Consider the following 26665-nt stretch of genomic DNA (forward strand, 5'->3'; position numbering starts at 1 on the left):
GAGCTGTCGCGCTGCCCTTCCTTGGAACCTTCCTATCGACCAATGAGCCTTCGTGCCCTTTGGAAACCTGACCAACCTTTCGCAAATTGGATGCGCGTCAGCGTATCGACGCTGAACCCGATCAAAGGGCTATCGCGCCCCTCGAAACCACTCCCCAGGCTTGTAGATATGCCTCTCCATCGACACCTAACCATGCAATATTGATGTCGGCAGTTGTCCCCCGTCAAAGAACGGTGCTAGCTCAATCGCGCAGGCTAACTGAGGTGCACAAGCCTTGTTTGTGAGTGGGTTTTGCTAAATCCCTTCACTAAGGTATTGGAATATGGCAACAATAGAGGGTGATCTCATTCTTGTGCAACTTTGTGTCCGGAAGATTGGGCGGAACCACTGATTTTTCGGAGCAGTAAGATACGAAGGACCGCAAAAAGAAACTTTACAACGATCTGCAGAACTTGAAGGTCAAAAATTGAAACATATAGAAATACTAAATTCTTTTCGGAAAGAAATTTCAGAGCTCGTTGTAGAAGTGGAATCTTCAGTTGCAATGGGTCATCTTGACATAAATAAAATATGTGAAGATGTATTTTGCGGTATTTTCAAAGAGCTATTCGATCTTGACCATCTTCGAAACCTAAATGCTGAAGAAAAACAAAATTTTCCTGGCATTGATCTGGCCGACGATCAAGCGCGAGTGGCTATACAGATAACCTCGGATAAGACACTCGATAAAATCAAAGAAACTTTAAAAGCCGTCAAAGAACATAAGTTATATGAGAAATTCGACCGATTTATTATATACATCATTACACGCAGACAGGAATCATATTCCCAGGATGCAGTAGAAAAACTTTGTAGTGGGATCTTTTCTTTTAACACACGTGAAGATGTTTTAGATCAAAGAGATATCTCCACGAGAGCGGCAAATTCCAATCCGAAGAAGTTGAAGGCGGCGCTAGAACATTTGCTCAGCTATCGCAGAGGAATAAGTGTGGGGCTAGCAGATGAAGATTTTGATCCACCGATGGAACCTGCCGAGAAGTTAGGAACAAACTTAGTCGAAATATTTTTTTCGGGCCGTCTTTACATTGCAGAGGTTGTTACGGATGCAATTACCAATAAGAACGGTAAGACAATAAGAAATCACCGGAAGGGTATTAGGGACTTTGCATTCGATTTACAAAGAACACTTCCATCGGATTTCGAGGCTCTTGGCGGGCGATTAATTACTTTCCATGATCTGGAAGAGCGTAATAATCCCTTCAGAGATATAATTGAAGAAGGCACCGTTGAAACGTTTTCGCCTGCTGATTTCTACAAAATAGACAGCGACCACGAGCGGGTCTTTAAATCATTACTTCGTTTTACGATGCAGCAAAAGTTATATCGACACCGTGTGCTATGGCAACATTTCGAGCATAAATTCATATTCCTTCCCTTGCGCGATGGTGATGATAAACGGACTGAATCTTGGACAGGCCAAAGAACATCTTCTCGCATGGTTTTTGAGCGAAAATACAACAGAAACAACCCTGAGAAAGTGCTTTCAACTCGCCATTTCGCGTTTAGTGCGGAGTTTTTGTCAGTAGATGAAAATTGGTACGTAGTACTGACGCCTGACTGGTTGTTTAGTTATGGCGACGATTACCGCAGATCCCATTTCGGCGAAAAGTTGCTGAGCGGTCTAAAGCGTATGGAAAAGAACCGATCTGTTTATGATCAAGTCAGGTTCCTTGCATCATGGCTTGAGGAAATTGATCGCGAAGACCTTTTTTCTACGGAAGAAAGTTCTGCCTCAAAACTTAGCTTTGGCGAACTTCTCGTCGTTGAAGGTGGGCGGCATCTAAATGAGTCACTCTGGGCACCGCTTAGCTCACCTGACGACGATCATATCCAGGAAAGGTTTGGTGAAGTTTGAAGCTTGATTTTCTAAATGAGCCGAGGCTTATTTTTGCGAATGGAAATCATATCTGTCCTCGTCGCGGCATTACTGCATATGGCGTGTTTGATCAAACGCAAGAATCGCGGCGTTCGGAAATCCATATAGGCGGAATCGGTACAGCCGAAGGTATTGAAACACTTGGGCGGTGGCTTGAGAGATGCAAAGAAGGCATTGCAGCGCCCGCTGATGCGCGGCAACAAAACTTACGTTTGGATTTTTGCGGCTTCAATAAATCTCACGGCTTTCATGCTGAAATGCACTTTGGAAGTGACCTTGGCAGGTCTATAAAAAACTCAGACATCGGGCGAGTCGTAAATATCACGTCTCGAACCGAGAGAATCGACGCCGCTCTTGAATTGTACTATGAAGAGATCAAGTTCCTCGCTCAAAATCGACATGTAGACGTAATCGTCTGCGTATTACCCGAAAACTTATATGATGCTATTTCCTCAGAAGAAAATCCTGGCCAGGATACTCTTGAAGACGATTTGCCATCGGAGGAGCTGAATTTCCGCAGAGCTTTAAAGGCGAAAGCAATGCCTTTGGGTAAGCCCTTGCAGCTCGTGCGCCAGGTTAGTTTAGATGGAACTAAAGTACGTGAGCAGCAAGACGACGCCACGAAAGCTTGGAATTTTTGCACAGCACTATACTACAAATCCGGTCCGACAATTCCCTGGAAACTGGAGAACGAACAGTCTCGTGGAACATCATGCGCAATTGGCATCGCATTTTATCGAAGTCGAGATCGCGCGACGCTTCGAACCAGTCTTGCGCAAATTTTCGATGAATTAGGAAATGGATTGATCTTACGAGGCACCCCGGTGCAGCTCGATAAAGATGACCGCATACCACGTCTATCAGCCGAGCAAGCTCATAATCTTTTCTCCGCAGCCTTGAAGGAATATCGTATTGCTATGCGGAACTTTCCGGCGCGTGTAGTCGTTCATAAATCATCGAATTTCACGCCTGAAGAGATTGCTGGAATAGAAGATGCCGCACAAGAACTAAGAATTGATGCTGTCGATTTTGTAACAATAATGGATTCTAGATTTCGACTGTTTAGAGATGGTCAATATCCACCATTTAGAGGGACATTGGCTCGTGTCGAAAGTGATCGACATCTCCTCTATAGTAGAGGCTCGGTTTGGTATTATCAAACTTATCCGGGCCTCTATGTGCCTCAGCCAATTGAATTGCGGATTGTAAAATCAGAAGAATCTCCAAGGCTTATTGCGAATGAGATACTTGGCCTGACCAAAATGAATTGGAATAATACTCAGTTCGATGGGAAATACCCAGTGACATTGGGTTGCGCAAGAAAGGTCGGTGAGGTGATGAAATACCTGAGTGAGACTGATACACCTCAAGTTCGCTATGGCTACTACATGTGAAACCGAGTCATATCCAACGCGCAACTCAGTGTTGAATTACTCTTTAAAAAGATGGCCGAGGCCTTTGCCAACAAGCGCAGCAATTTCACTTGGTCGGTAGGAGGCGGCTAGCAGCTTGTTGTCGTCATCACTCAATGCATTTTCATACCCATCCCATTTTTGCGTTTCAGCCATTGTTTTTAGGGCATCAAGGCCATCAATCAAACGCTGGTCGCGCTGATCTTTGTCTGCTTCAGCCGTCGGAAGCCACTCAGCGTAACTCGGGCGAAGTGCTCGAACGATATCAATTGTTGCTCCCCCAAAACCGCCTGCAAGATAAAGCGGTTGACGATGTTTTAGAGAAAGTAAGACCTCCTCTACAATGCCGGGCATTGCGCCTTCGAAACCGGCTCGTTTGCCACCAAGAACAATGCGGGCATCAGTATTGTTAGTCATGTAGTTTCTTAAACCAGAAAGCGACTTGGCTCGCTCATCAGCCGTAAATTCTTGTTGGGGCGGATCGTTGTGCGGCCCGTCCAGACGATCCCCATCTTCCGATAAAAAAACAATATCTCCAAAAAGACCCAGAAAGTCTTTTTGCTCTGCTATCTGCTCTGCGGTCAGAGAGCGATGTATCGTCCAGGCAAGGCATACTTTTAGAGGGCGATCTCGACGGCCATAGCGATGCAGTTCCTCTATCAAAAAACTTGTGATGCCGTCCGATTGAAGGTGCCCTCCGTAGAACAGGGAGCCGCCGCCAATTATAACAGTACGCGTTAGTTCACCTAACGTCATACGAAAATGCGTATCTAGCAAACCCAACCTATGCAGGTCGGGGCTGTCTGAGACTGAAATTCCAAGACGTTTTTCACGAAGCGCGTCGGCAGGGAGCAACTCCGCACGGTGTAGGTCAGTGCTCATAACTACCCGCCTCTGGTCGCCAGTTGACGTGGCGTCATAATATCAACTCCCCGTCCAAGGCGAGTTCCACTAACATATTTTTGCAAAACACTCCTTTCTTCCGGTCCCAATGGCGGATCGGGATGGAGTATTCGAATATCGCCTTCACCGTCCGCCGCGTTTTCAAGATTGTTTTCAATCCAGTGAGATAGTGTGAGGAACTCAGGCGCATGGGGAGCCCACCAAGCGACATCGAGCTCCGGACGGTTCTGAGCGAGCTCTTTTTGGCGTAGCCAAAGTGCCCGCTTTAGACATTCATCAACGAGGAGATTCAAAGCACGATACACGTCTCTTTTTTGCCATCGTCCATCGATTTTGCGGACGGCAATCCGTGGAACGTGATCCATTAAGAATGATCCTCGCTCTTCACCATAGCCTATTGCGTCCATCATGATCACAGGCATGCCTTCGGTTTTTGCAATCACGACCTCGCGTTGGCACCATTCTCGGCTGGAATAAAGGTCTGTTCGGATCGCAAGCATGGCGCTTGTACCGGCTTTGCCTCTCAGCTCCGCGTCCCAATCCGTGCCTGGTTGAATGTCGTTGGCATCAAAGAAGTCATTCAGGCGTGTGCTGCCGATTACGTGTCTGACAAGATCAACCAACTCATCTACGTCTTCGCCCTCAGTTTGGCTGTGCCGTTTTGTATGGCTGATGAAGGTTGTCAATCTATCCATTTCATCTGGCGAAACCAGTTGCGCGATGCCTTGGGTTAGATCTCGACAAAGCATGCTTTTGACATCTTCCCCTTCCTTATCAGGCTGGCCTGCTGCTGAAAATTGATAGCCGCCAAGCAATCGACCAAGTTCTGTACCGTCCGTTGCTCCTCTCGAAAGCAGGAACGGGAACACACCGAATTTGTCCGGCTGATTTTCTTGTGCACCTGCTACAGAAGCAATGAAGTGATGCCATGAGGAGTTCGTGTCTTCGACACTAGCTGCCAGTTCAGTTCCTAATAGTGGCACCGCTGCAACAAAATTAGCCGGTGGTATCCCGTTGGGAGCTGGAGCCCCCTCCCAATAGACTGGCCGCGGAGCGCCGTTATCACTTTCCCAAGTGGCGCTTCGCATCGATACTTGGATGCCCCCGCCGATTACGCCTGAAAACGTAGGCCCGTGCATAAAGTGCTTGAAGATGGCTTCGGCTAGAGCTGCTCCCGCCTCATCCTGAGGATGCCAAATCAGAAATATCTCTAGGACAGGAGGAAGCATCTAACCTCTTTCATTCATTGAGTTCTTTGCTCGCATTACGATTATGTGTAGTGTATCATAATGAAATAGAACACCAAGGGTTGTCTTCAGCTATGACAAAAGAAACAAAAAATGTTTTTATTAGTCACGTCCATAAAGACGACGCGGGTCTTGCTGACCTGAAGAATCTCTTGAAAAACAAAGGCATGGATGTTCGGGACAGCTCGATTAATTCGGACCGTCCGAACAACGCAACATCGCCCGAATATATCAAATCACAGATATTGGCTCCCCGAATCGATTGGGCCAGCACAATGATTGTTTACATTTCACCGGAAACCAAAAATAGCGATTGGGTCAACTGGGAGATCGAGCGCGCTCATAAGCAAGACAAGACAATCATTGGAGTGTGGGAACGCGGTGCCAATGGCTGCGAAGTTCCAGAAGCGCTGGACGAATACGGTCACGCTCTTGTCGGTTGGAATGCAGACAAAATTATTGACGCGATTAATGGTGATTATGAGCAATTTGAAAACCCTGACGGCACGCCCTGTGGACCTCGGCCTATTCGCCGACATCCCTGCGGGTGAGGTGACTAATGTGCCGACACTTCACAGCTATATTGTAGCCTATGACAGCGGGTTTGCTCCTAACCCATTTAATGGTTTTTGCACACTTGCTACCTGCAAGCCTGACATCAGGCAGCGAGCGGCTATAGGTGATTGGATCGTCGGCACCGGTAGCAACAGAGCGGGGGTGCGTCGCGGAGGGTTTCTCGTCTATGCCATGCGTGTCTGCGAGGCGCTCACATTTGGTGAATACTGGCACGACCCCCGCTTTTCGAAAAAGAAGCCAAATCTATACGGTAGCTATCGCATGGCTTGTGGCGACAATATTTACTATCCCGTTGAAGGTGGTGGATGGGGGCAGTTAAATTCCTACCATAGCCAAGAAGACGGCACATGTTTTCAAAAGCATATCAACAGAGACACGTCAGTAGACCGTATTTTGATCAGCAATGATTTTGTCTATTTTGGCGCTGAAGGGCCAGAAATACCCGACGATCTTAAAGACGCAGGCCTTGTTCTTTCTGGGCGAGGTCGAAAAAAAATCGAAGACGAAGCGACCATTCAGGCCTTTGTTCAGTGGCTGGAAGGACTCGGTGTCAAAGGTTACCAAGGGCGGCCTTTCGATATGCTTGAAGCGGCGAGGAAACGCACATGACCGAAGCGGGGGCCAGTTCAAACGTATTGCTTTCTGAATATGAGCGATTAGTCGCTCCGACAGACCGTTTCTCCAAGGCCGATGTCATCCCGATCCTGCTTGGACTTTTTGGTGAGGTCGGCAGCGTAATGAGCACGTCCAAGAAATTACACCGAGAGAAAAGCGCTTTTGCCGCTGGTTATATGCGCGATGTTGAGGAAGAGCTTGGAGATACGCTGTGGTATGTAGCAGCTCTTTGCAGGAGATTTGATATAAATCTATCGGATCTGTTCTCGGAGGCTCTTGAGGGGCAAGGTTTTTCGATGAGCATAGTCGCAAACGGAAATCCTAGCCTCCCGTTTGCGAAAGCCATTAGCTCCGTTGATTTAGCTCCTTTGGATTCAATATTACTGCGCCTTGGTGAGCAGGCCGCTAGGTTACTAAATCTGGAAACGGATGCAGCAAACGCCAAGACAGAATTGGTTGAATTTATTCGAACTTACATCGAGGCAGTGCAAGCATCCAAGGTGTCTTTTGCATCAGTCTTAAACGGCAATATCTCAAAAACCTGTGGCCGATTTATTACGCCGCCTGCTGACACTCTTCCTGATTTTGATGCCGAATTTCCTGAAGACGAACAAATTCCAAGAGATTTCGAGATTGAAATTACCCAAAAAGCAGACGGTAGGAGTTATCTGCGGTGGCAGGGCGTATTTATCGGGGATCCGTTGTCTGACAACATCGGCGATCCTGACGGCTACCGCTTCCACGACGTGTTCCATTTTGCCAATGCAGCCATACTTCATTGGTCGCCTACTTTCCGTGCTCTAATTAAGCATAAGCGTAAGAGCATGAAAGACGTTGACGAAGCCCAGGATAGCGGTCGCGCAATAGTCATTGATGAAGGGCTTTCCGCCTACATTTTCTCTCATGCTAAGTCACTGAACTTTTTCGAAAATCAAGACACCGTCTCCTTTGACCTTCTCAAAGCAGTTCAAAATTTTGTACGGGGCTATGAAGTGGAGCGCTGCCCCTTAAAACTATGGGAAGACGCAATCCTTCAAGGTTATGAAGTCTTTCGGCAAATGCGAAAAAACGAAGGTGGTATTGTCATCGGCAACAGAAAAGATAGAACGCTGCGCTACAAGCCGCTCAAAAGGAAGGTTTTATGAGTTCGAAGGAAATTCTGAACGCCATTAAACAGATGGATTTCGAAGATACCTTCAATCCGTATTTTGAACGTTGTTCAGTCTACGACTCGGAAGACGCTGCAGAATTGCGCTGCCACTACCTTGTAGAAATGCTGGAACGGGCGGCAGCAAGTGATCTTGACGCTATATGGGTAGGGCGTGATCTCGGTTACCGTGGAGGACGGAGAACCGGACTCGCGTTGACGGACGATGTGCACTTTTCAGATCATCTCGTTCGTTGGGGGCTTGATCCTAAGCGTCCGACCTATGGTGATCCGGTTGCTGAAAGAACTGCAGCGGTTATCTGGGATATTCTGCTTCGTGTGAATGAACCCATTTTCCTATGGAATGTCTTTCCATTACATCCATTTGAGAAGGGAGATCCATTCTCAAATCGTGCTCACAATGCTCGGGAGAGAAAAGCAGGCACGGAAATCCTAGTGAAAATTGTCGAATATATTAAGCCGCGCCGTATTATTGCGATCGGAAATGACGCGTTCAAAGTTCTGAGTGCAGCCTGCGGCGAAGATCGGGTTAGCAAAGTTAGACACCCGAGCTACGGCGGGCAGACCGAATTTTTATCTACGATGAGAAATCTCTATGAAGGAGAAATTATCGAACGCGAGGTTGATCTATTTTCTCATGCCAAGTCTTGATTGCATAGATGGATGCTAAACTTTCCATTCGTCATCCCACCTGCTGAGCGGCATGCTCGCAACCAATCCATCTTTGTCTGCATGGCGCATCTGTTCTTCGCGATACACGGCCAGAGACAGATAGATCAACGCCGAGCGGGCCAGTTTAAGTACGCGTAATGTCTTAGCCTCGAATTCGTTTCGAGAAATGTGATAACCGGGACTGCCTCCGAGATGATCTTGGAAACCTCCGCCAAGAGCCCAGGATTCGTGAACCTGAAAGTATTTGTGTTCGAGAAAATTCCTGATCTCGGCCAGGGACTCAGCCTCGGGCTCCATCACTTTCTTGAACTCGGGCTCAAAGATGTCCTTTGAGAGCCAGAACAAGCCGCGCAGCGCTAAGTTTTCCCGCCGCTGGAAGATCGGCCGCAATTCTTTCGTCCGGTCTTTCTTGAACCGGTACCAAACATTCCTGAAATTCACCTTGTCGTCAGCCCAACCGACTTGCATGTAGTGATTGATGAAGAAAGCGATTTTGTCGAACAGCGAATATCCCATTCGGTAGGCAAGTCGGACTTTCTCAACAGCCAGGGCATATGACGGATAGTCTAGTGTGTTGTAGAGCGCGACATCCTTGTCGGAAAAATGCGCGGTGTCGAAGCCTGAACCCAATTCCGCGCCCTCATAGAAAATATATCGTGCTGAAACGAATTCTTGCTTGAGCTGGTTATAAAATCCGATCACAGGCGGTGGGTTCGGCCCTTCGTATTCGTCGAATGCAAACGTCATTGACGGGAGGGTCAGGATATCCTGAGCTGCGATGTTTTTTGCGCCGATATCATTGAGCGGGTTTAGGAACAGACGGTTCCGCAGAACCCATTTTCGGTATGCGCATTCTTTTGGGCTATCTCCGAGAGAGAACTCCGTTGAATTTAGATTCTCACGCGCGCTATCCAGATCAAGTTGGGCTGCAATCTGTTCATGGGACTTTTTGAACTGATCGCTAAATGCTGCGTTGTGAACGGATTCAAAAACGGCTTCCGGTGACGACGCCTCTGCATATGAATCTGCTGCGGCCAGTTGGAGCATATATGCGTGCCCCTGATCGTAGACGCTTCTTGCATAGTAGGAAAATCCTAGCCCACGGTTTGCAAGTGCCACCGCAAATCGCTTTTCTAGGCAAAGAACACGATCCCATAGTTCGATAGCTTCGATCACGCGGCCCACGGAATTGAGTGTGTTGGCAAGATTCGTCAGTATTGCGCAGCGCCAAACTTCCTCAAGTTCTTCAAAGCCCTCGTGCCTTGCCGCTAAGCGTAGGTGCAGAATCTGGTTTTGAATCTCCTCAATGTCCCAATCCCAGCTTTGCTTTTTGGCGTTCTCGCGAAGTCTGTTTTCCCAGGCATTAGAGCGGAAATAATGGAGCAATACGCTCTGCTTGGGTGTCAGGTCGCGCTTTTCAATGGCGTCCATCAACGTAAAAGCGCGCCTGGTTAGTGCTGCATCGCCGTTGTCTCCGGCCATGTCGATCAAGCTCCCGATGAGATCGAGTGCTTCTTCGTTACTTTTTGCGTCAATGTCGGCTGCCTTTGTGATCGTCGTAATGCCTTTTGTTATGTCGCACCCCGGTTATCGAAAGCGTGTGATTGCAATTAAATGTCTAAAATACTGAAATATTCTAATGTAGATTGCAGAGTGACTTCAACGTTAAACACTGCCGATAATGAGGGATTCCTTGAGTGGTAGGCGCATCCCACTTAGTGGGACCGGGCTGTCGTGAACCGAGCCTGTAGTCTCGGCCATGGGGGCGTCCATCCCTTGCGCGTTTCGGGCATGGCGGCGCGGGGCGCCGGCTTTATTGCGCGTGTGTCACACGCTCTTGGAACCTAAGCTTCCAGCTTAAACCGTCCCATCCCGCCTGATCCAATAGCCCTGATCTGCGTCTGCCCGCTCCATTCGATACGGCCCTGGGCCGCATCTCCCGTGTTGCCGAGATCGCCTTTGGCGTCGCAAGCGACAGGACTTTGGGGCGCTCTGTTTGACGGTACTCCCGTCCTCTTGATCGTCGCCGTCCGCTGGTGCGGATCGGCGGCTTTGTCTCTTTGATTGGTATCGGACGCTCGCCGCTGGGCAAGGGTTCAAGCGCGGGGTGAAAGGTTTCTCGCGCTGCTTGAAACCCTAAAACCAAGTGAGGCAGCAATGATCCTACTCCATGCACAACCCTACGATATCTCGGCAGTTGGCTTTTATTTTGAAGACGCAGAAAGCTACGAGGCCAAGGCAAAAAACAACAAGAACGATTACGGCCAGCCCGTCGAGGAATACGAAATCCAGTTCATCGATGGCGATGACATCGATTGCGCATTGGCAAAGGCGTGGGGGATCAATCAAGCCAATTTTGCGGCGTATCTAGAGGCAGCAGAAGATTGGGATGAAGACGACAAGCACCGCTACATCATCGCCGTGGGCGAGTGCGGTTATTCCCATGAGCAGGTGGCAAGCGATCCGAGCAGCGTAGATATGAGCATCTACGAGCTGTCATCCATGCGTGATCTGGCAGAGCAGTTTGTAGAGGAAGGCCTTTACGGAGCAATCCCCGAAAGCCTGCAATTTTACATCGACTATGAGGCCATCGCCCGTGACCTCGCGGTGGACTATTCCGAAACCACGATAGCGGGAACCAATTTCATTTTTCAATGCGCGTGATCGGCATCAGCACATGAAGACGGCTTCACATCTGACTGAAGAGTAGGGGTTCAGCAAGGCTGAACCCCTTTCCCAATTCAGCATGGCAAGCTGTTAGGACGCTTCTTTCCAAAACGGCGATGAGAAGATGTCTATCGGCGTTGCACTGCATTCCGGGCAATGCCACATGTTTTCTGCCAATTGCTTGCCACTGATCGCAGCATCGCAGTGAAGGCAAAACCACTGGCTAGCCAGCTCTTTGTTTTCCCATAGCGGATGAACGACGCGCCCTTGGGCATCAGGCTTGGTGGAACGTCGAGGCCAGTCCGATGAAATACGCGCCCGAACCCGATCTGCCGCTTCTTTTGCGATGCTCAAAGCGCGCCCCAAAATCGCAGGGTCATCAATCGGGCAAGCCTTGTATTTTTCGATTGTCGGAGGTTCGGACGGTGCATGTCCTAAATGGATGCACCAGCCATTTTCCCCAAGCAGCACATAGTCAAAGCCAAGGGTGAGTTCATAGGGATGCCCATCAATTTCACCCCGATGGGTTTCCTCGGAATCCAGCGGTATCTGGCCCTCAGCTCCACCTTCTAAGAGAGCACGCACGGCAGTCTCATTCTCTTTTGAAGGTCGCCACCCGTTCTCAAAGGCGGATGTCAGGCTATTCCAGTGCGATTGCCCGCATGCAACTGCAATTGCATCCAGTGCCTCGTGATGGGCAATACGAGAGCCTCTAGCCAGTTGTTTTGCGGATTTCTTTAGGTCGGTTAGTTTGTTTTGATCTGTCATGATCCATTCCTTTCGGATTCACGGACCTGACTAGGTGCCCACTGCCAATCAAGCCCGCCCAATCGGGAACGGTCGTGAAAGATTTAATTGAGAGCACTGCGTTGCTTCGCGAGCGGTGGGCACACCGGCCTGTGCTTAAGGCCAGATAAAATGATGCCAATATTTAATAGCTCAGTCAAGTTATTGAGTGTTTTCCTGTTTTCCTAGCTAGCGCAGGATGCTGATAGGGGATGATTGCTCGAATTCTTGCCGTGCGGCTTGCATACGCGCTTCCATCTCAGCCTTCAGAGGCGCGTATGCCTCGATCTTGTAGCGAAGTTTTCGAACCGCGCCCTCGCATTTCCAAATCTCGCGACCGAGCTGCGCTTGAACCAGTGCCTTTGTTTCGGCGAGCGGATCAGCGGCTGACCTGGCTGATGCAATCAACTGCGCGGTGTAATCGACGTTCGCCTTCCGCGAGGAATCGGCAACCTCAGTGAATGCAACGGAAGTCGCTTTGTTGCCGTCGATCCGGTTGTTCTCGTATCGATGGAGTAGGAGCCCGAAACTGGCTTCAAACCGATACTTTTCAAGCGTATCTGCAATCTTAACAGGCTCGTACCCCCAAAGCCGCGAGGCATACTCGCTGTATTCCTCGACTTCGCTCATCATGCTTTGCGCTTTTGCAACCAAGGACAAGCAGGCAAGGAAATCGTCCTCGCTCGGGCTTGCGGCATTTGCATTTGATGCCATGACCAATACCGCAGCTGCAGCGATAGGCTTGAGAAGTTTTGCTTTAAATCCCGTCATCCCGTTCCCCTTGAAAATACTGATTTGCAATCAGCCTGATCGTCCACGCTCAGCGAATCCGCGTCAAGGTTGAACGAGCCTACTTATTCTTGGGAGGTTGCCAGGAATTCTTGTGTGTGTTCACTCCAAACCAATAGGTTGCCATTCGATTGCCGCGAGAGGTAAAGTGATTGAAATAATTACTGCATTTCAGTTATGGGGGCTGACTTGAAAACTCTCGAAGACATTTTGAGGAAACGCTCTTCACCGGCGCTGCTCATCGGCAACGGAATAAACCGCTATCAGAACACCAATGGGTCATCCTCTTGGGAGAGCCTGTTGCAACAAATAGCCCGGGCCCAAAACCTTGCCTTCAGCCAAAACCAACTCAAAGAGATGTCGAATACGGAGTTTTTCGATATCCTTGATCTTGCCAGACCCGGTGATGACCGAAGTGATCTGCAACGAAAGTTCTGCGCGCTGATGGATAGCTGGCAGCCCAAGAGCCACCATTCGAAAATAGTGGGCTGGGCGCGAAGCCGTTCAGCGCCGGTCATAACTGTCAATTTTGACGAGAACCTTTCCCAAGCGGTCAGGGCAAAATATCACGCGCCAAAAGCCAGAAAAGGTTTCACTGACTACTATCCCTGGACTTCATATTTTGCGGAATCGGAAATCGCCACTCCAAGGACCAGCTTTGCGATCTGGCACGCGCATGGAATGAAAAGATATTCGCGCAGCATTCGCCTCGGTCTTACGCATTACATGGGATCGGTGCAGCGGGCGCGAAGCTGGGTTTACGGCAAAAAGGGCATTCGTATGAATGCCAAGGAAAGCCTCTCGAATTGGCCTGGCGCGAACACATGGCTCGACCCACTGTTTTTCTCACCGCTGCTTATTCTCGGGTTCGGGTTTGGAAAGGACGAAACCTTCCTCAGATGGTTGTTTTTGGAGCGAGCAAGGCTTCACAAAATCCGCCCCGAATGGAAACAGCAGGCTTGGTATGTGACGAACAAATCAAGCGGGAACAGGGACCGGAGTCCCTTTTTCAAGGCATTGGGTCTTCAGATGATCGAGGCCGAAAGCTACGAAGAGATTTACGACAATCCGGCTTGGTTACCCTGATGCAAGCCCCATTGGATAAAGATATCCCCTCTGAAGGCGGCAATGGAAACGGCAGGCCAGGGATCGCCTGCCGCGTGGCGGTTAGCCGAAGGGCGGACGAAGCACGAGTTCAGCCTCAATGTTTTCAAGTGAAGCCAAAGCATTTCTGCGATCTTCCGATCCGCGCGGTGCGGATGCGAATGCGTTGAATGCCTCACGGTAAAGAGCGTTAAGTTCGGCTGTGTTACGGGACGCAGCTTCAAAGCGGGAGATGAGTTTCATCGTTTCCTCCTTTGTTTCAAGGAGGCCCCGAACCATTCAGGGCCTTTCGGCCCGTTCCCAGCATCATTGGCTCAGAGAAGGCCTGATGGTTCGCGGGGGGTGACGCCGGATCAACAAGAAGGAGGAACGCTGTAAACGCACGGATGCGCGCTAAATGCGCGTTTAGTTGACGTTGCACGCGCAAATGTGAGAAAATAAGACGTGAATGATAGGAGAAACGCCATGGCGGATACGCACGACACGAAAATGATCAAACGGCTGAATACCACGCTGCCCGACCCACTGGCGCTGTACGTTGGTGAAATCACCGGCAAGGGCTCGCTATACGAGACACCGAGCGAGTTCATCCGCGATCTGGTGCGCAGGCACATGGAAAAATCGCTAGAACAGGAACGCGGCGATATCCGCACATTGCTTGCCCAATCCTTGCGCGAGAACGATTATTCCGATCTGACAGACGACGACTTTGCCGACGCCCGCAAAGCAGCGACTGAATAGGCGCTTATGTCCAGGATTATCCGCAGCGCACTTTTCAAACGCCAGCTTATTGAAATCACTACCGGTTACCGCAGCCGCGCGGGATCGGAAATTGCTCTTAAATTTGTCGACCAGCTTGAGGTGAGCGTTCGCTTTATTGCCGCGAAGCCCTTGGCTTGCGCGGTCTACACGCGGCTGGAAGGCAAGGAATTCCGCAAATGGGGCGTGCAGGATTTCCCTGTTTCGATCTTCTTCCGGATTGAGGATGAGGATACGATTATTCTCGACGCGCTCTACGCTCACCGTATGAACATTGCCGCGCGCTTACCCAAAGACATTGAGTAACAGCGCATCTGCCTTAAGGCTCCAGTTCCGGCCCACGATCCCGCTGCTGCTCTCGCCGTTCGCGCAGGCGTTTGAGCCGCTCGTCGGGCGATAGCGGTTGCCGCTTCGGCTTTGGTTTTATTTGAGTGGCAGGCTTCGATTGGCGCTGAGATTCCGGCTGACGGGATTTCTCCCTCAAGGCTTCCAGCCGCTCGAAAGACGTTTTTGCTCTCGGCTTCGGCGCTTCGCCGCGCTGCATCAAACGGTAGTTGGCAGTATCGGAATGTAGGTCGAGCAAGGCTTGCGCGTGCCTGCTGCGAGTGGCCGTGATTTCAGCTTGCAGGTTTTGTCTTTCTTGCATCTGGGAGGCAATGACCGCATGCCGCTGCTCACGATCACGCTGCAAAGCCCATAGCGCTTCCATCTCGTTCTGTTTTTCAAGCTTGGCGCGCTTGCCCGTCAGTTTATCCCATAATCCCAGCACGCCTTTTCGCAGGCGATCAGCACGGTTCCGTGATTCATCTTCAAAGCGCTGTTTCTGTCCGGCATCAAGCTTGGCACGCTCTTCAGCGTGCGTTTCCGTCATCACACTGCGCCGAGAGTTCAAAGCGCCTGTTTCAAGGCGAGCTTTGCCCCGAGCTTCATCGAGGTGGGATTTCATGCGTGGCAGAATGCCTTCCGCAATCCGCTGCCTGGTTTCTTCGATGCTGCGCAACTCCTCAGCTTTGCCGAGACGTTCTCGAACATCCTTTGTCTTTTTCCCGATAGCGCGGGGAATGGCGATAACTTCGCCCTCGAAGGTTACGGCTGCATATGCTCGCCGATCACCACGAGCGAGATAGAAACCACGCTCTTCCAATGCGTGAGAGAAGGATTGCCGCGTATCGGATATCGCCCAGGCTTCCTGTATCAGACCCTTGATCTCGCCCGCATGGCGTCCGCTTCGCTTGGCTTGTTGCCATTCGGCGAGCGTGAAATTGCGCGGATCGCGGTTTTGTTTGTCGATCAACCCGCGCGGCATCTGCCAGCCGTTTTCGAGATAGAGCTGCTTTGAGACTTCCTGAAGCTTGTTCTTGAAGAAGGGGAGCGGTTTCGCCGTCATCGTCTCGGCGTCAATACGGCTCCATACAGCATGGCAATGCCGACGCCCTTCCTTTTCATGAAAAACGACGACACGCGGCTGACCACTCAGACCGTTCTTTTCCTCGATAGCCTCAATGGCCTTTTCGAATGTCTGAATCCGCACATTTTCATTCGGCGGAGGATTGAGCGAGACAGAAAAAAGGCTCTGTCTGCATTTCGTGCCTTTGGCTATGGCATCCACTTCGGAAAGCGCACCTGCAACATCATCGGACACAAAGCCCCGGACTTCATGAACTTCGATATGCTCGTTTTCTCCCATGGTGAGGAGGTATCGACCGAGTTGACGTCCATCGCCGCGAGGTTTGGCCTTGAGGATCATGACGGCTCCGAAACCGTGCGGTGACCGAGCGCCCGCAGCAATTCCAGCCGCATTAAGGCGATATCCGCGCACGCACGGCGAATGTCGCGCTCTGTATCGGGCATGACAGGCAATGTGCCCATATGTGCGGATTTGGCGAGTTGATTGAGATTATTTGCTAAGCGCGACTGACCGAGCTGCGCCAGCACGTAAGCAAGCTTCTTCTCGTCTTCAATAGGACGCCGGACACGAGAGCGTGCCCGTTTTCTGCCGGTTCCCTTGCCATCGAAGACTTTACGCTTGATATAGGAGCCGAGCGGCTCATCTCCGGCAAGTTCTTCAAGCCTTGCGCGTTCTTCAAAGGTCAGTCGGAGTGAGAAGGGTGGGTCTTTCTTTTTCATCCGACCACCCCGCAAATGTCCCGCTCAGGGTCATTTGCAGGGTTTTCGAGCGACTTAAGCACCTCATTCCATTTGGCGAGAATGTCGAACAAAGTGTTCGAACTTACTCCTCCAAGGTGCGCCATTTCTCATCGGTCCATTCTCGTCACATGGTTTACATTTGATACCGGAGAGACAGGACCCCTTTATTCGGTGTGAGTGGCTTTCTGCCGGTACTGCACGACTCTCTTTTCTCGAAAAATTCCAGCTCCTGATCGCATCGTCGACTTCCGTGATTCCGTGTCTCTGACCGGCGAGAACGGTGGATGTTTTTCTTGTTCCGGTACATGCAGATCGATGGTCTCAATGGATTGCGGGGCCGGTTCGGCAAGGTGAAGGGCATCTTGCTGTCAGCCAATATGGCTGAAGGGCGACAGCGTCGAGGACACCTTTCAGGCAAGGGTGCATTCCACTTTTTCAAGGCAAGCCCAAAACCCCTATGCTACGAATTTCTTTGAACGCATCCGGTCGCCCGCTTTTCTGATGTTGGAGAAAGTCGGGGACCTTCTGGTTTTCCATGTCGCGTTGCGCGACCCTGGCCGTCAGCTGAATTGAATGGAGCTGTGAATTGACCACGACAAGCTGTGCAGATTACATCGCCGAACTTCTTGCTGAAATCGGTGTAACGAGGATTTGGGGTGTAACCGGCGACAGCCTTAACGGCATCAATGACAGTCTCCTCCGGCAGGGCAAGATAGAATTCATGCATGTCCGCCATGAAGAAACGGGCGCATTCGCGGCCGGCGCCGAGGCGGCGGTGACCGGCAGGCTTGCCGTCTGCGCGGGAAGTTGCGGACCGGGAAATCTGCATCTGATCAACGGGCTCTACGATTGCCAGCGCAATCAGGTCCCGGTCCTGGCGATCGCTTCGCACATTCCCTCGTCCGAAATCGGCACGCAATACTTTCAGGAAACGCATCCTCAGGAGCTCTTCCGCGAGTGCAGCCACTATGTTGAATTGATCACAGATCCGGCCCAATTGCCGCGCGTCATGGAAACGGCCATTCGAACCGCCGTGGAACGTCGCGGCGTTTCCGTGATCGTGCTTCCGGGCAACACTTCGCTTGAACCGGCTCCGGCAAAACCCGCCCCGATCACCTTTGCTCAGCCACCGCAAATCACTCCGGCTTCTGCCGATATCGATCGGCTCGCCGACCTTTTGAACGGCTCGGAAGCGATTACCCTGCTGTGCGGAAGCGGCACGGCCGGCGCACATGACGAAGTCGTCGCGCTGGCGGATGCGCTCGGCGCTCCCGTCGTTCATGCGCTTCGCGGCAAGGAGCACATCGAATGGGACAATCCCTTCGATGTCGGCATGACCGGGCTGATCGGATTTTCCTCCGGCTACCATGCCATGGAGAACTGCGACACGCTGCTCATGCTCGGTACGGATTTTCCCTATCGCCCGTTTTATCCCGAAAAGGCGAAAGTGGCCCAGATCGATATCCGCCCCGAAGCAATCGGGCGCCGCCGGGCGGTCGATATCGGGCTGGTCGGTGATCTTCGCTCAACAATTACCGCGCTCCTGCCGCGCCTGAAGCGTAAGGAAGACAGGCATTTTCTCCAGAGCGCCAGGGAACACTATGCCTCAGCCCGCAAGGGGCTGGATGACCTGGCATTCCCCGGGAAATCCGATCGCTTCATTCATCCGCAGCACCTGACACGCCTCCTGAGCGAACACGCTGAAGACGATGCGATCTTCACGGCAGATGTCGGTACGCCCACGGTCTGGGCGGCGCGTTATCTGAAGATGAATGGCAAACGGCGTCTGCTGGGGTCCTTCAACCACGGCTCGATGGCAAATGCCATGCCGCAGGCCATCGGCGCGCAGGCGGCCTTCCCCGGCCGCCAGGTGGTGTCACTGTGCGGCGACGGCGGCTTTTCCATGTTGATGGGGGACATTCTTTCGCTGCGGCAGCTCAAGCTCCCGGTGAAACTGGTCGTCTTCAACAATGGCTCGCTCGGCTTTGTTGCCATGGAAATGAAGGCCTCGGGTTATCTCGATGCCAATACGGATCTCGACAATCCGAATTTTGCGGCCATGGCTGAAGCGATCGGCATCAAGGGTATCCGGGTTGAAGATCCGGACAAGCTTGAAGACGGCGTGTCAGATGCACTGGCGCACGACGGACCTGTGTTGCTGGACGTCAAGGTCGCCAAGCAGGAGCTTGCCATGCCGCCGTCGATCAAGCTCGAACAGGCCAAGGGGTTCAGCCTGTTCATGATAAAGGCGATCATGAGCGGGCGTGGTGATGAACTCGTGGAACTCGCCCGCACCAATTTGAGGCCGCGCGGGAAGCGGCCCTGACCCGCAGGGAGCAGGGAAATGCCATGTGCACCTCCTTGCCCCGGCATCGACGCTGCCATGCGTGCCGACCTGCCACTGTCCTTCATCGATTCAGGATTTGAAGGAAAGAGCACCCGAACGTCATTGCGTGCTTTTCCAGTTCGCTCTGGTGGTGCCCGTCCAGAGCCATCGCCATGATCCTGAATTCCTGAGCCCGGTGTTTCAGAGCGGCCGTCCGCTCGCCCGGAAAGGCATCCGCGATCACGTGATGATGCTCATTCACCAGGTTTGTAAGCCGAAGGGCGCCGCCGATCAGAAAGGCGCGATATTGCAACCGCTTCACTTGCGAAATCCCGAGGGTGTCGGCGTCCTCCAGAAGTTGCCCGAAACCGATGACAGTGGTACAGGCCAATCGCAGTTCACGGGCGCAATCTTCTTCGAAGGAGCGGGGCATTCGGGACCTCGAAAGCTTGTTGCAATCGCCGAGGCTAACAGGCCGTCCGGCGATTGCAATGACGCAGGAGTTGCATGCCTTCCGCCCGTGAGGGCGTCAGAACGGCACGCTGAGGCGCAATGAACCGCTGTTGGTGCTGAGGCTTTCCGAGAAGCGGCCGTTGTACTCCAGTCTCAGATCAACGCCCTCGATCGAGGTCAGCTGAAGGCCGGCGCCGACGATCGCGAAGATGTCTTCATGTTCCAGCGATGTGCTGAACGTGTTTGTTCCCGGAACGCCGTTGGTGAAGCGCGCCTCGGTTTCCCAGCTGTCGTTCGACAGGAATGAAACACCGAGCTTTCCGTAGAGGCGCAGATCCTTGCCGTCCTTGTATCGAAGACGGCTGCCGACTTCCAGGGCCGGCGTCGCGGCGAAGTTCCATTGGCCGTTGGCCGCGAACTGCAGCCCGTAAGGCCCGCTTTCCTTGTAATCGTCGACCCAGGTATAGATGGCATCGACGTCGATATACGGTTTGACGTAATAGTTGGTCGCGGCAAAGGTACGTGCAATGCGTGCCTTGACCGATCCGGCCAGAACATCAGGTGAACTGGAAATCGTCTGCGAGAGGTTGGAGATCGAGAGCTGGCGGTCGATGTCGGTCTTTCCGTAGCTGCCGGCGAGCCCGCCGGAAACGGTCCAGCCGCCAAACTCGTGCTTCAGGCTCGCCCCCAGATATCCGGCGGTGCCGCTGCCCTGAACGGTGCTGGAGGCTTGTGAAATCCAGTTCTGCTGGAAGGCCGCGGCGCCGCCGATGTACCAGTCCGGAGCAAATTCCCGTTGCCCCCCAAGCTGGTAGGTCAGGGAATTGGCATTGTAACTGGGGGAGCCGCCCAGGGGGGCACGGTGGCCGGTACCGGCGGTCGCACGCGCCCAGCCGCAGGAAGATTCCGACAGGCCCGCAAGGTCGCCGTCGAACACGGGACAGCTCATGAGGCTGTCGCCGAAGGAAAGCATCTCGAAGCTCTGCTCCACGACAGGGGCGAATGCGGCACGCGGAAGCAATTGGTCGAGAACATCGGAATATTGGCGGGAGTCGTTGTCGACGGCATCGGCCACGGCGCCGAAAAGCGTGCCGAAGACGGTATTGCCGCCCCGGTCCCAGATCTCCTGCAGGTTTACCGCAACAGCATGCTGATCGCCATTGAGACCGGCGTGTCCGTTGGGCGTGAAGTCCGCACCGTCGACATGAAAGTAGAAATCGTTCGCGACGGCATTCAGGCCATAGTCGAAGATCAGGGAATTCTGGGGTGTCAGAGAACCGGTTGCGGTGCCCGAGACCGTCAGGAAACGGGTCCGCCTGTTCGGAAGCAGGCTGATCGTTTCAAGTCCCAGCGTTCCCGCGAGCGTCGCATCGCCGCCGATCTTCAGAAGATCGGAATTGTAATTGTTGAGATCGATGTCGGCAACCAGCAGGCCATTTTCGCTCTGCACGAAATCACCCGTGATCTCCGTTGTTCCCGGGTCTCGTGAGCGTCCGAGAACGAAGCGGCCATTGTTGACGACATGTGCATCATAGAGATAGCCGTCGGCCATCGTGTAGAACGAATTGTTGGTCACTGTCCCCGCGCTGCCGCCACTGGCGTTGGTCAGCACCACGTCACCGTAAAGGGAGGCTTTGTCGTTGACCGTTATGTTCAGGATCGCGCCCTCTGCGGCGGTCCCCGTTCCGATAAAACGGACTGCGTGGGAACTGTCGTAATCGACACCGTTCCTGGACGCGCCCGACTGGACAACGGCGGTGTCGCTCAGGACGAGGCGGTTGTTCTTGCCGCCTGCAACCATGACCGCGGCCGCATTTTTGGTCGTGCCTCCCTGTATGGAGCCAGTGTCGGAGACGTTGACATTGATCTGACCGTTTCCGTCGGATCCCTCGCTTTGCGCGAAGATGCCCGTTGCCTGCGAGCCTGTCGCCGCCACAGTGCTCGACACCACGATATCGACTTCTCCACCGGTCCCGGAACCATCGGAGGACATGACACCGGCCGTCCCGCCATCACCGCTTCCGGCGATGCCGCCGCCGCCGCCGATGGACTGTGCCACGATGCCGATGGCTTCGTCTCCCGATACCATGATCGGGGCATCTATTGTCAGGTCGACAACCCCGCCGTTACCGCTTGCACCATCGGAAACGAAGGTCACGGGCGTGCTCGACAGGGCGCCGCCGGTTGTGTCGCCTGCCAGTCCTCCGCCGCCACCTATGGACTGCGCCACGAGCCCGAAGGCACCGACACCTGACGTGCTGATGCCCTCTCCCTCGGTCAGCTGGAAGGTGACACTGCCCCCATTGCCCGCCGAACCGCCGGAGCCGCCGACGGCGACATCGAGACCGCCTTCGACGCTCCCGGTGACGCCGTAACCGCCGCCACCGCCGATGGACTGCAGGAGAACCCCGTGCGAACGCTGTCCCGAGGTCGATATGCTGGCGCCGATGGTCAGGCCGATCGTCCCGCCATAACCGGCGACGCCCCCCTTGCCGCCAACCGAAACACTCAATTCCTCACCGTCCACGCGGGTATTCTCGGAGCTGCTTCCGACCCCGCCGGTGCCGCCGCCGCCGCCGATGGACTGGGCAATGAAACCGGCGGCATCGTTTCCGTATGTCGAGATGGTCACGTCGCTGGTGTCGTAGGTATTGACCTGGCCACCATTGCCACCGGCCGCACCGGATCCACCGCCATCACCCCCAATGGCCAGAGTGCCCGTCTGATTGTCCGAGCCGTCGCCGCCCTGGCCACCGCCACCACCGATGGACTGCATCAGCATGCCTGCCGCGCCGTAGCCATGTGTCGTGATGAAATTGTTGCTGGCGCTTTGAAGCCAGATTGCGACCTCGCCGCCATCTCCGCCCGAGCCGCCCTTGCCACCGACCGCGACGTTGACGGAAGCGGTGACCTCGCTGCCGCTGGCCGCCGATGAGCCGCCTTGCCCGCCACCGCCACCGATGGACTGCAGAACGACACCATCCGCCCAGGCCCCCTGGGTGATGATCTGGCCATTGTGGTAATACTTTACCTGGTTGCCGTCGCCTCCCGATCCGCCGCTACCGCCAACATCGACCGTGAATTCATACGAACTCCCGGCATCGGTAAAACGTTTGATCTGTCCTTTGAGCTTGCCGATCGCATCGAGGATCTTGTGAGTGGACGCATCGTTGCCAAGCGAGCCGCCAATGCCGCCACCACCGCCGATCGATTGCAGAACAACACCATCAGCGTCTCCGCCGAAGGTTTCCACACGGCCATATTGTTCGGCATAAATGGTGTTGCCATCGCCGCCGCCACCGCCGGTCGCGCCGAGGCCAAGGTCAAGAGTTCCGGATATTCCGCTGACATTGGCCGCCAGATAGATTGTGCCGCCCTGGGAGTTGCCGCCGCCGCCGCCGATGGACTGGGCAACCATCCCCTTGGCGCCGGAGCCCTGGGTCTGAATGGTGTGACCGGCAAAATTGTGCACGGTGACCGCGTTGCCGTCGCCGCCAAAGCCTCCCTGTCCCCCCAGGGAGATCTTCGCCTTGAGCGACGCGATGCCGCCTTGCGCGTAGGCATTGCTGTTGCCGAGACCGCCATTGCCGCCGCCGCCGCCGATTGATTGGGCGAGAAGGCCGTGCGAACCGTCACCAATCGTCAGCAGCGTTCCGTCAGGAGCAAGCGTCGTCAGTTTCGTGGCGGTGGTGTTCGTGGAATTGGATGCGGCACCATATGTCCCCAGCACGACGTTTACCTGGCCGCCGGCTCCCCCTCCGGACGTCGCATAGGCATAGTCGGGGTTGAAACTGTTCAGTATGTTGCCCGCACCGCCTCCGAGTGCCACGCTCGAGGTGGCTTCCACCGTATCCTTGTCGCCGAGCGTCGCCGAAAGCGCGGAGGCATCACCACCATTGCCGCCGCCGCCGCCGATCGACTGGGCCAGGACGCCGTGAGAGGCGTCTCCGATCGTGGTCAGGCCGGAGTCCTGATCATAGGAAACCGTAACGGTCCCGCCATTGCCGGCGTTGCCGCCATTGCCACCGACGGCAGCAACGTAATTGAAGGCGATAGGGACGCCTGTCCCTGTCGGTGCGGCGACGACCAGATCGCCCGCCGAGGTCGATCCGCCGTTTCCGCCGCCACCGCCAATCGATTGTGCAAGAACGCCAACGGAGTTGTTGGGGCCGTACTCGGAGGTGTTTGAGGCGACCAGGCCCGTCGCGATCGTGCTGTCGGACAGATCGATCGAAACCGCTCCGCCCGCGCCGCCGGTTCCGCCACTTCCTCCGACAATGAAGGCGGCGTTGAACCCGATGGTCGCGTCGAAATAGTTTGCGCTTCCGCCTGTGCCACCACCGCCGCCGATCGACTGGGCGAGGATGCCCGCCGACTGCGCGCTCGAAGTGGTTATCTGCAAATCGTTCTGGGTAAGTGCGACCTTGGCACCGTTGCCGCCTGCACCGGCGTTTCCGCCGGTCTGAAGCGCCAGGAAGGAAAGCGCGCTGAAGTTCTTGACGCTGCCACCATTGCCGCCGCCGCCGCCAATCGACTGGGCGATCAGGCCGGGAGCAAATTCGCCGGTCGTCTTCACGTTGGCATTGCCGGCACCCGTGGAGACGGCAAGTGAACCCAGGCCGGAAAAACCACAGGACGCGGTATTGTCGATACAGATTTGACCGCCGGCGCCGCCCTGGCTGGCAGAGCCGCCGATGCCAATGGACGCGATTTCCGAGATCGTCAGCACGCCGCCGCCATTGCCGCCGCCGCCGCCGATCGACTGAAAGATGCCACCGGCGGCATAATCACCGGATGTCAGGATCGTGCCGATGTTTGCAACAGCTATCTGTCCACCTGAACCGCCCGCGGCGCCTTGCCCGCCAACGCCCGTCACACCCGCCGAATCGCCGCCCGAGCCGCCACCGCCTCCGATCGATTGTGCCAGGATGCCGATCGACGAATCGCCTGCGCTGGAGATCGTTCCGGTGTTCGAGATACCGACAGACCCGCCGCTGGAAGATGTGGAACCCGCCGCATTGCCACCGATGCTGACCAGTCCGCTGGATGAGCCGGCCGCCCCGCCGCCACCACCGATCGACTGGGCTATGATGCCGGAAGAATTGAAGCCCTGGGTGGTTATGTCGCCGCTGGAATTGATGGTGACGACCCCGGCCAAGCCGCCACCGGCGCCATCGCCTCCGAGACCGACTACGGTGGAGGTGTCGATCCCGCCTGCGCCACCACTGCCCGCGATGGACTGTGCGACCATGCCGAATGCATGGTCGCTGGCCGTTTGAATCCCCATGTCACTGTTGACCGTCACGGAACCCGCGTCACCGCCGTTGCCACCATTGCCGCCCTGACCGCCGAGAACGCTCACGAAGTCGCTGCCGGTGCCTCCGCCTCCGCCAACGGAATGAAGCACGATGCCGGCGGCATAGTCTCCGGTGGTGGAGATGAATTTGTCGTCGGAGGTGCCGGACAACGTCAGCACGATATTTCCGGCATTCCCGCCGAAGCCTCCGCCGCCACCGGTTCCGGCGAGGGCCGTGGAGTCGCCGCCGGATCCACCCAACCCGCCGATGCTTTGGCCGAGTATCCCGTAAACGTAATCGCCGGTCGTCCGAATTTCGGCGGAGGTTCCGCTCATCCCGAGCGTGATGTTTCCGCCGGTTCCGCCGTTTCCACCTGATTCGTCTTTGCTGGGGCCTTGCCCGCCCGCGCCGCCCTTGCTGCGCGCGGCTATTGCGGCACTTATCGCCGGGGTTCCGTTCTGGACCTCAAGCACCACCGGCGCGTCATTTGTAATCGTGACGGCCCCTCCGTCACCGCCAAAGCCTCCCCGGTCGCTATTGTCGGTGGTCGGATAGCCGACACCGCCCTGACTGAGTGCCGAAAGCCCGAACAGGCCGGTCCCGCCGGTCCCTGACAAATACCAGTAGAGTTGAGTATTCAGGCTGCCGGTAATCGAAATCGCACCGCCGGCGCCTGCGTTGCCGTTCTGGTATCCGCCTTGGCCACCGATGGATTTGGCGACGATCCCGCCGCCTGTATCCAGTCCTTCGAAAAAGGCGTTGCTTGCCCCGACATTCAGAAAGCTGCCCGCACCGGAGGTGATCGTGATGGCGCCGCCATCTCCCCCGTCGCCGCCGAACTGATCGCCGGCGGCACCGCTGTTCTGCTCTCCGCCCATGCCACCGGATGTTTCTGCGTCGAAGACCGCAAAACCGTCCACAGCCGATTCGGAGACGTAGTATCCCGCATTGTCGGCGGTCTGGAGTGTGATGGCTCCACCAGAACCGCCATGTCCGCCGTTGGATTTATAGTTGCTGTTGTCCTGATCCCCGTCGCCACCAACCGAGCGAAGGTACATTGTCGCCTTGTAGCCGGTGTTGGAGACCTGGGTGTCGAAGGTGCCGTTGTTGTAAATCTTGAGCCAACCGGCGCTGCCGGCGTCACCATCATCCTTCCCGGGCCCAGCAGTTGTGCCGAAATACCAGGCAACCGGGGAAGCACCGCCAAACAGCTGATAAAGCAGATTGGTGTTGTTCGTTGCTTCCATGGCGACACTGGCGTCACCGGGATCCACCGAATTTGCGGTCTCTAAAAGAAATTCCGAGGAATCGCCCGAATTTGTTTCGCAGACCCATGGATCGCTGGAATTATCGCAAGAGGCAAACCCTGGAGAAGCCAGACTGATGCAGGTGAGGGAAACGGACGTCAGGAGAAGCGTTCTGTTCTGCCGGCGATTGGCAGCGGTTCTGGCTTCCATCCGCACATGTCGTTTCAAGGAGGGGACAGTTTGCATTGCGTTTTATCCGAAATAAATTCGCGAATATGGCATCGAGTGAACACGTATCCGCGGAAGGCTTTTGGTCGAAATTTGAAATTCTTGAGTCACCTGCTTTATTCGAGGGGGCAGAGGATTTCAGTTCAAAATCGATGAAGCTGCAAAAATTCTCGATGAAACGGCTTTCGAACGGCGGCCTGTGCATTTGATGAGGTGCGCATGAACCGTTTGCGAATTTCCTCTTCGGTTCCCGCGCGGCAGACTGGCGAAATTGCTTCAGCCGGAAATCCGGGCCGCAAGAGACGCCCGGCGGAAGCGCGGGCGTGTCCGAC

Annotated in this window: 21 protein-coding genes; 11 read left to right on the plus strand and 10 right to left on the minus strand. The window is 54.3% G+C overall.

What is annotated here, in order from left to right; translation table 11 throughout:
* Positions 1-466: 466 nt before the first annotated feature.
* Both Q1B40_RS04180 and Q1B40_RS04185 read left to right on the plus strand, forming a co-directional pair.
* Positions 467-1915, plus strand: coding sequence for an SMEK domain-containing protein (locus Q1B40_RS04180; RefSeq protein WP_299810439.1), 1449 nt, complete (start codon positions 467-469; stop codon positions 1913-1915).
* Positions 1912-3330, plus strand: a complete 1419-nt coding sequence (locus Q1B40_RS04185) for a hypothetical protein (RefSeq protein ID WP_299810442.1) — start codon at positions 1912-1914, stop codon at positions 3328-3330. The genes Q1B40_RS04180 and Q1B40_RS04185 overlap by 4 nt, the downstream gene beginning before the upstream one ends.
* 36 nt (positions 3331-3366) lie before the next feature.
* On the opposite strand, the gene Q1B40_RS04190 is transcribed toward Q1B40_RS04185, so the two are convergent.
* Both Q1B40_RS04190 and Q1B40_RS04195 read right to left on the minus strand, forming a co-directional pair.
* Positions 3367-4230, minus strand: a complete 864-nt coding sequence (locus tag Q1B40_RS04190; protein ID WP_299810446.1) for a hypothetical protein — start codon at positions 4228-4230, stop codon at positions 3367-3369.
* A gap of 2 nt (positions 4231-4232) precedes the next feature.
* Positions 4233-5480 carry a hypothetical protein gene (locus tag Q1B40_RS04195; RefSeq protein WP_299810449.1) on the minus strand — a complete coding sequence of 416 codons (1248 nt, stop codon included), beginning with the start codon at positions 5478-5480 and terminating at the stop codon, positions 4233-4235.
* 92 nt (positions 5481-5572) lie between these two features.
* On the opposite strand from Q1B40_RS04195, the gene Q1B40_RS04200 reads away from it, so the two are divergent.
* The 4 genes from Q1B40_RS04200 to Q1B40_RS04215 are packed head-to-tail and all read left to right on the plus strand — an operon-like array spanning position 5573 to position 8508.
* Complete coding sequence (locus tag Q1B40_RS04200) at positions 5573-6049, plus strand: TIR domain-containing protein (protein ID WP_299810452.1); 477 nt, start codon at positions 5573-5575, stop codon at positions 6047-6049.
* A gap of 10 nt (positions 6050-6059) precedes the next feature.
* Positions 6060-6683: a hypothetical protein gene (locus Q1B40_RS04205; RefSeq protein ID WP_299810455.1), complete on the plus strand. Its 624-nt coding sequence runs from the start codon at positions 6060-6062 to the stop codon at positions 6681-6683.
* Complete coding sequence (locus Q1B40_RS04210; protein ID WP_299810458.1) at positions 6680-7834, plus strand: nucleoside triphosphate pyrophosphohydrolase family protein; 1155 nt, start codon at positions 6680-6682, stop codon at positions 7832-7834. The genes Q1B40_RS04205 and Q1B40_RS04210 overlap by 4 nt, the downstream gene beginning before the upstream one ends.
* Positions 7831-8508, plus strand: a complete 678-nt coding sequence (locus Q1B40_RS04215; RefSeq protein ID WP_166191157.1) for a uracil-DNA glycosylase — start codon at positions 7831-7833, stop codon at positions 8506-8508. Before Q1B40_RS04210 ends, Q1B40_RS04215 begins: the two co-directional genes overlap by 4 nt.
* Before the next feature lie 15 nt (positions 8509-8523).
* Here Q1B40_RS04215 and Q1B40_RS04220 read toward each other — a convergent pair whose 3' ends face one another.
* The gene (locus Q1B40_RS04220; protein ID WP_299810471.1) at positions 8524-10011 is read right to left on the minus strand and encodes an LA2681 family HEPN domain-containing protein; all 1488 of its coding nucleotides are present in this window, start codon (positions 10009-10011) and stop codon (positions 8524-8526) included.
* 675 nt (positions 10012-10686) lie between these two features.
* Between Q1B40_RS04220 and Q1B40_RS04225 the strand changes: the two genes are divergently transcribed.
* Positions 10687-11193 (plus strand): antirestriction protein ArdA, encoded by a 507-nt coding sequence (locus Q1B40_RS04225; protein WP_299810473.1) that lies wholly within the window; start codon positions 10687-10689, stop codon positions 11191-11193.
* A gap of 93 nt (positions 11194-11286) precedes the next feature.
* On the opposite strand, the gene Q1B40_RS04230 is transcribed toward Q1B40_RS04225, so the two are convergent.
* Positions 11287-11964: a hypothetical protein gene (locus Q1B40_RS04230; RefSeq protein ID WP_299810475.1), complete on the minus strand. Its 678-nt coding sequence runs from the start codon at positions 11962-11964 to the stop codon at positions 11287-11289.
* Between the two features lie 207 nt (positions 11965-12171).
* Entirely contained in the window at positions 12172-12753 is a 582-nt protein-coding gene (locus Q1B40_RS04235; protein ID WP_299810477.1) for a hypothetical protein, read from the minus strand.
* Positions 12754-12960: 207 nt separating this feature from the next.
* Here Q1B40_RS04235 and Q1B40_RS04240 point away from each other — a divergent pair, with 207 nt between their 5' ends.
* A complete protein-coding gene (locus Q1B40_RS04240; RefSeq protein WP_299810479.1) occupies positions 12961-13857 on the plus strand; it encodes a hypothetical protein in 897 nt (298 codons plus the stop codon).
* An 81-nt stretch (positions 13858-13938) separates the two neighbouring features.
* Here Q1B40_RS04240 and Q1B40_RS04245 read toward each other — a convergent pair whose 3' ends face one another.
* Positions 13939-14118, minus strand: a complete 180-nt coding sequence (locus tag Q1B40_RS04245) for a hypothetical protein (protein WP_299810483.1) — start codon at positions 14116-14118, stop codon at positions 13939-13941.
* Positions 14119-14340: 222 nt separating this feature from the next.
* Between Q1B40_RS04245 and Q1B40_RS04250 the strand changes: the two genes are divergently transcribed.
* On the plus strand, positions 14341-14616 hold the full coding sequence (locus Q1B40_RS04250) for a hypothetical protein (protein ID WP_299810485.1): 276 nt from the start codon (positions 14341-14343) through the stop codon (positions 14614-14616).
* Between the two features lie 6 nt (positions 14617-14622).
* Positions 14623-14940, plus strand: coding sequence for a type II toxin-antitoxin system RelE/ParE family toxin (locus Q1B40_RS04255; RefSeq protein WP_299810488.1), 318 nt, complete (start codon positions 14623-14625; stop codon positions 14938-14940).
* A 13-nt stretch (positions 14941-14953) separates the two neighbouring features.
* Here Q1B40_RS04255 and Q1B40_RS04260 read toward each other — a convergent pair whose 3' ends face one another.
* Entirely contained in the window at positions 14954-16381 is a 1428-nt protein-coding gene (locus Q1B40_RS04260; RefSeq protein WP_299810491.1) for a relaxase/mobilization nuclease domain-containing protein, read from the minus strand.
* On the minus strand, positions 16378-16761 hold the full coding sequence (locus Q1B40_RS04265; protein WP_299810494.1) for a hypothetical protein: 384 nt from the start codon (positions 16759-16761) through the stop codon (positions 16378-16380). The genes Q1B40_RS04260 and Q1B40_RS04265 overlap by 4 nt, the downstream gene beginning before the upstream one ends.
* Positions 16762-17368: 607 nt before the next feature.
* Between Q1B40_RS04265 and poxB the strand changes: the two genes are divergently transcribed.
* Positions 17369-19108 (plus strand): ubiquinone-dependent pyruvate dehydrogenase, encoded by a 1740-nt coding sequence (poxB, locus tag Q1B40_RS04270; protein WP_299810497.1) that lies wholly within the window; start codon positions 17369-17371, stop codon positions 19106-19108.
* A gap of 82 nt (positions 19109-19190) precedes the next feature.
* Here poxB and Q1B40_RS04275 read toward each other — a convergent pair whose 3' ends face one another.
* Both Q1B40_RS04275 and Q1B40_RS04280 read right to left on the minus strand, forming a co-directional pair.
* The gene (locus Q1B40_RS04275) at positions 19191-19541 is read right to left on the minus strand and encodes a hypothetical protein (protein WP_299810500.1); all 351 of its coding nucleotides are present in this window, start codon (positions 19539-19541) and stop codon (positions 19191-19193) included.
* Positions 19542-19637: 96 nt separating this feature from the next.
* On the minus strand, positions 19638-26132 hold the full coding sequence (locus tag Q1B40_RS04280) for an autotransporter outer membrane beta-barrel domain-containing protein (protein ID WP_299810503.1): 6495 nt from the start codon (positions 26130-26132) through the stop codon (positions 19638-19640).
* Between the last annotated feature and the right edge of the window lie 533 nt (positions 26133-26665).

Source organism: uncultured Roseibium sp. (assembly GCF_947496995.1).
In the GTDB taxonomy this organism is placed as follows: Bacteria; Pseudomonadota; Alphaproteobacteria; order Rhizobiales; family Stappiaceae; genus Roseibium.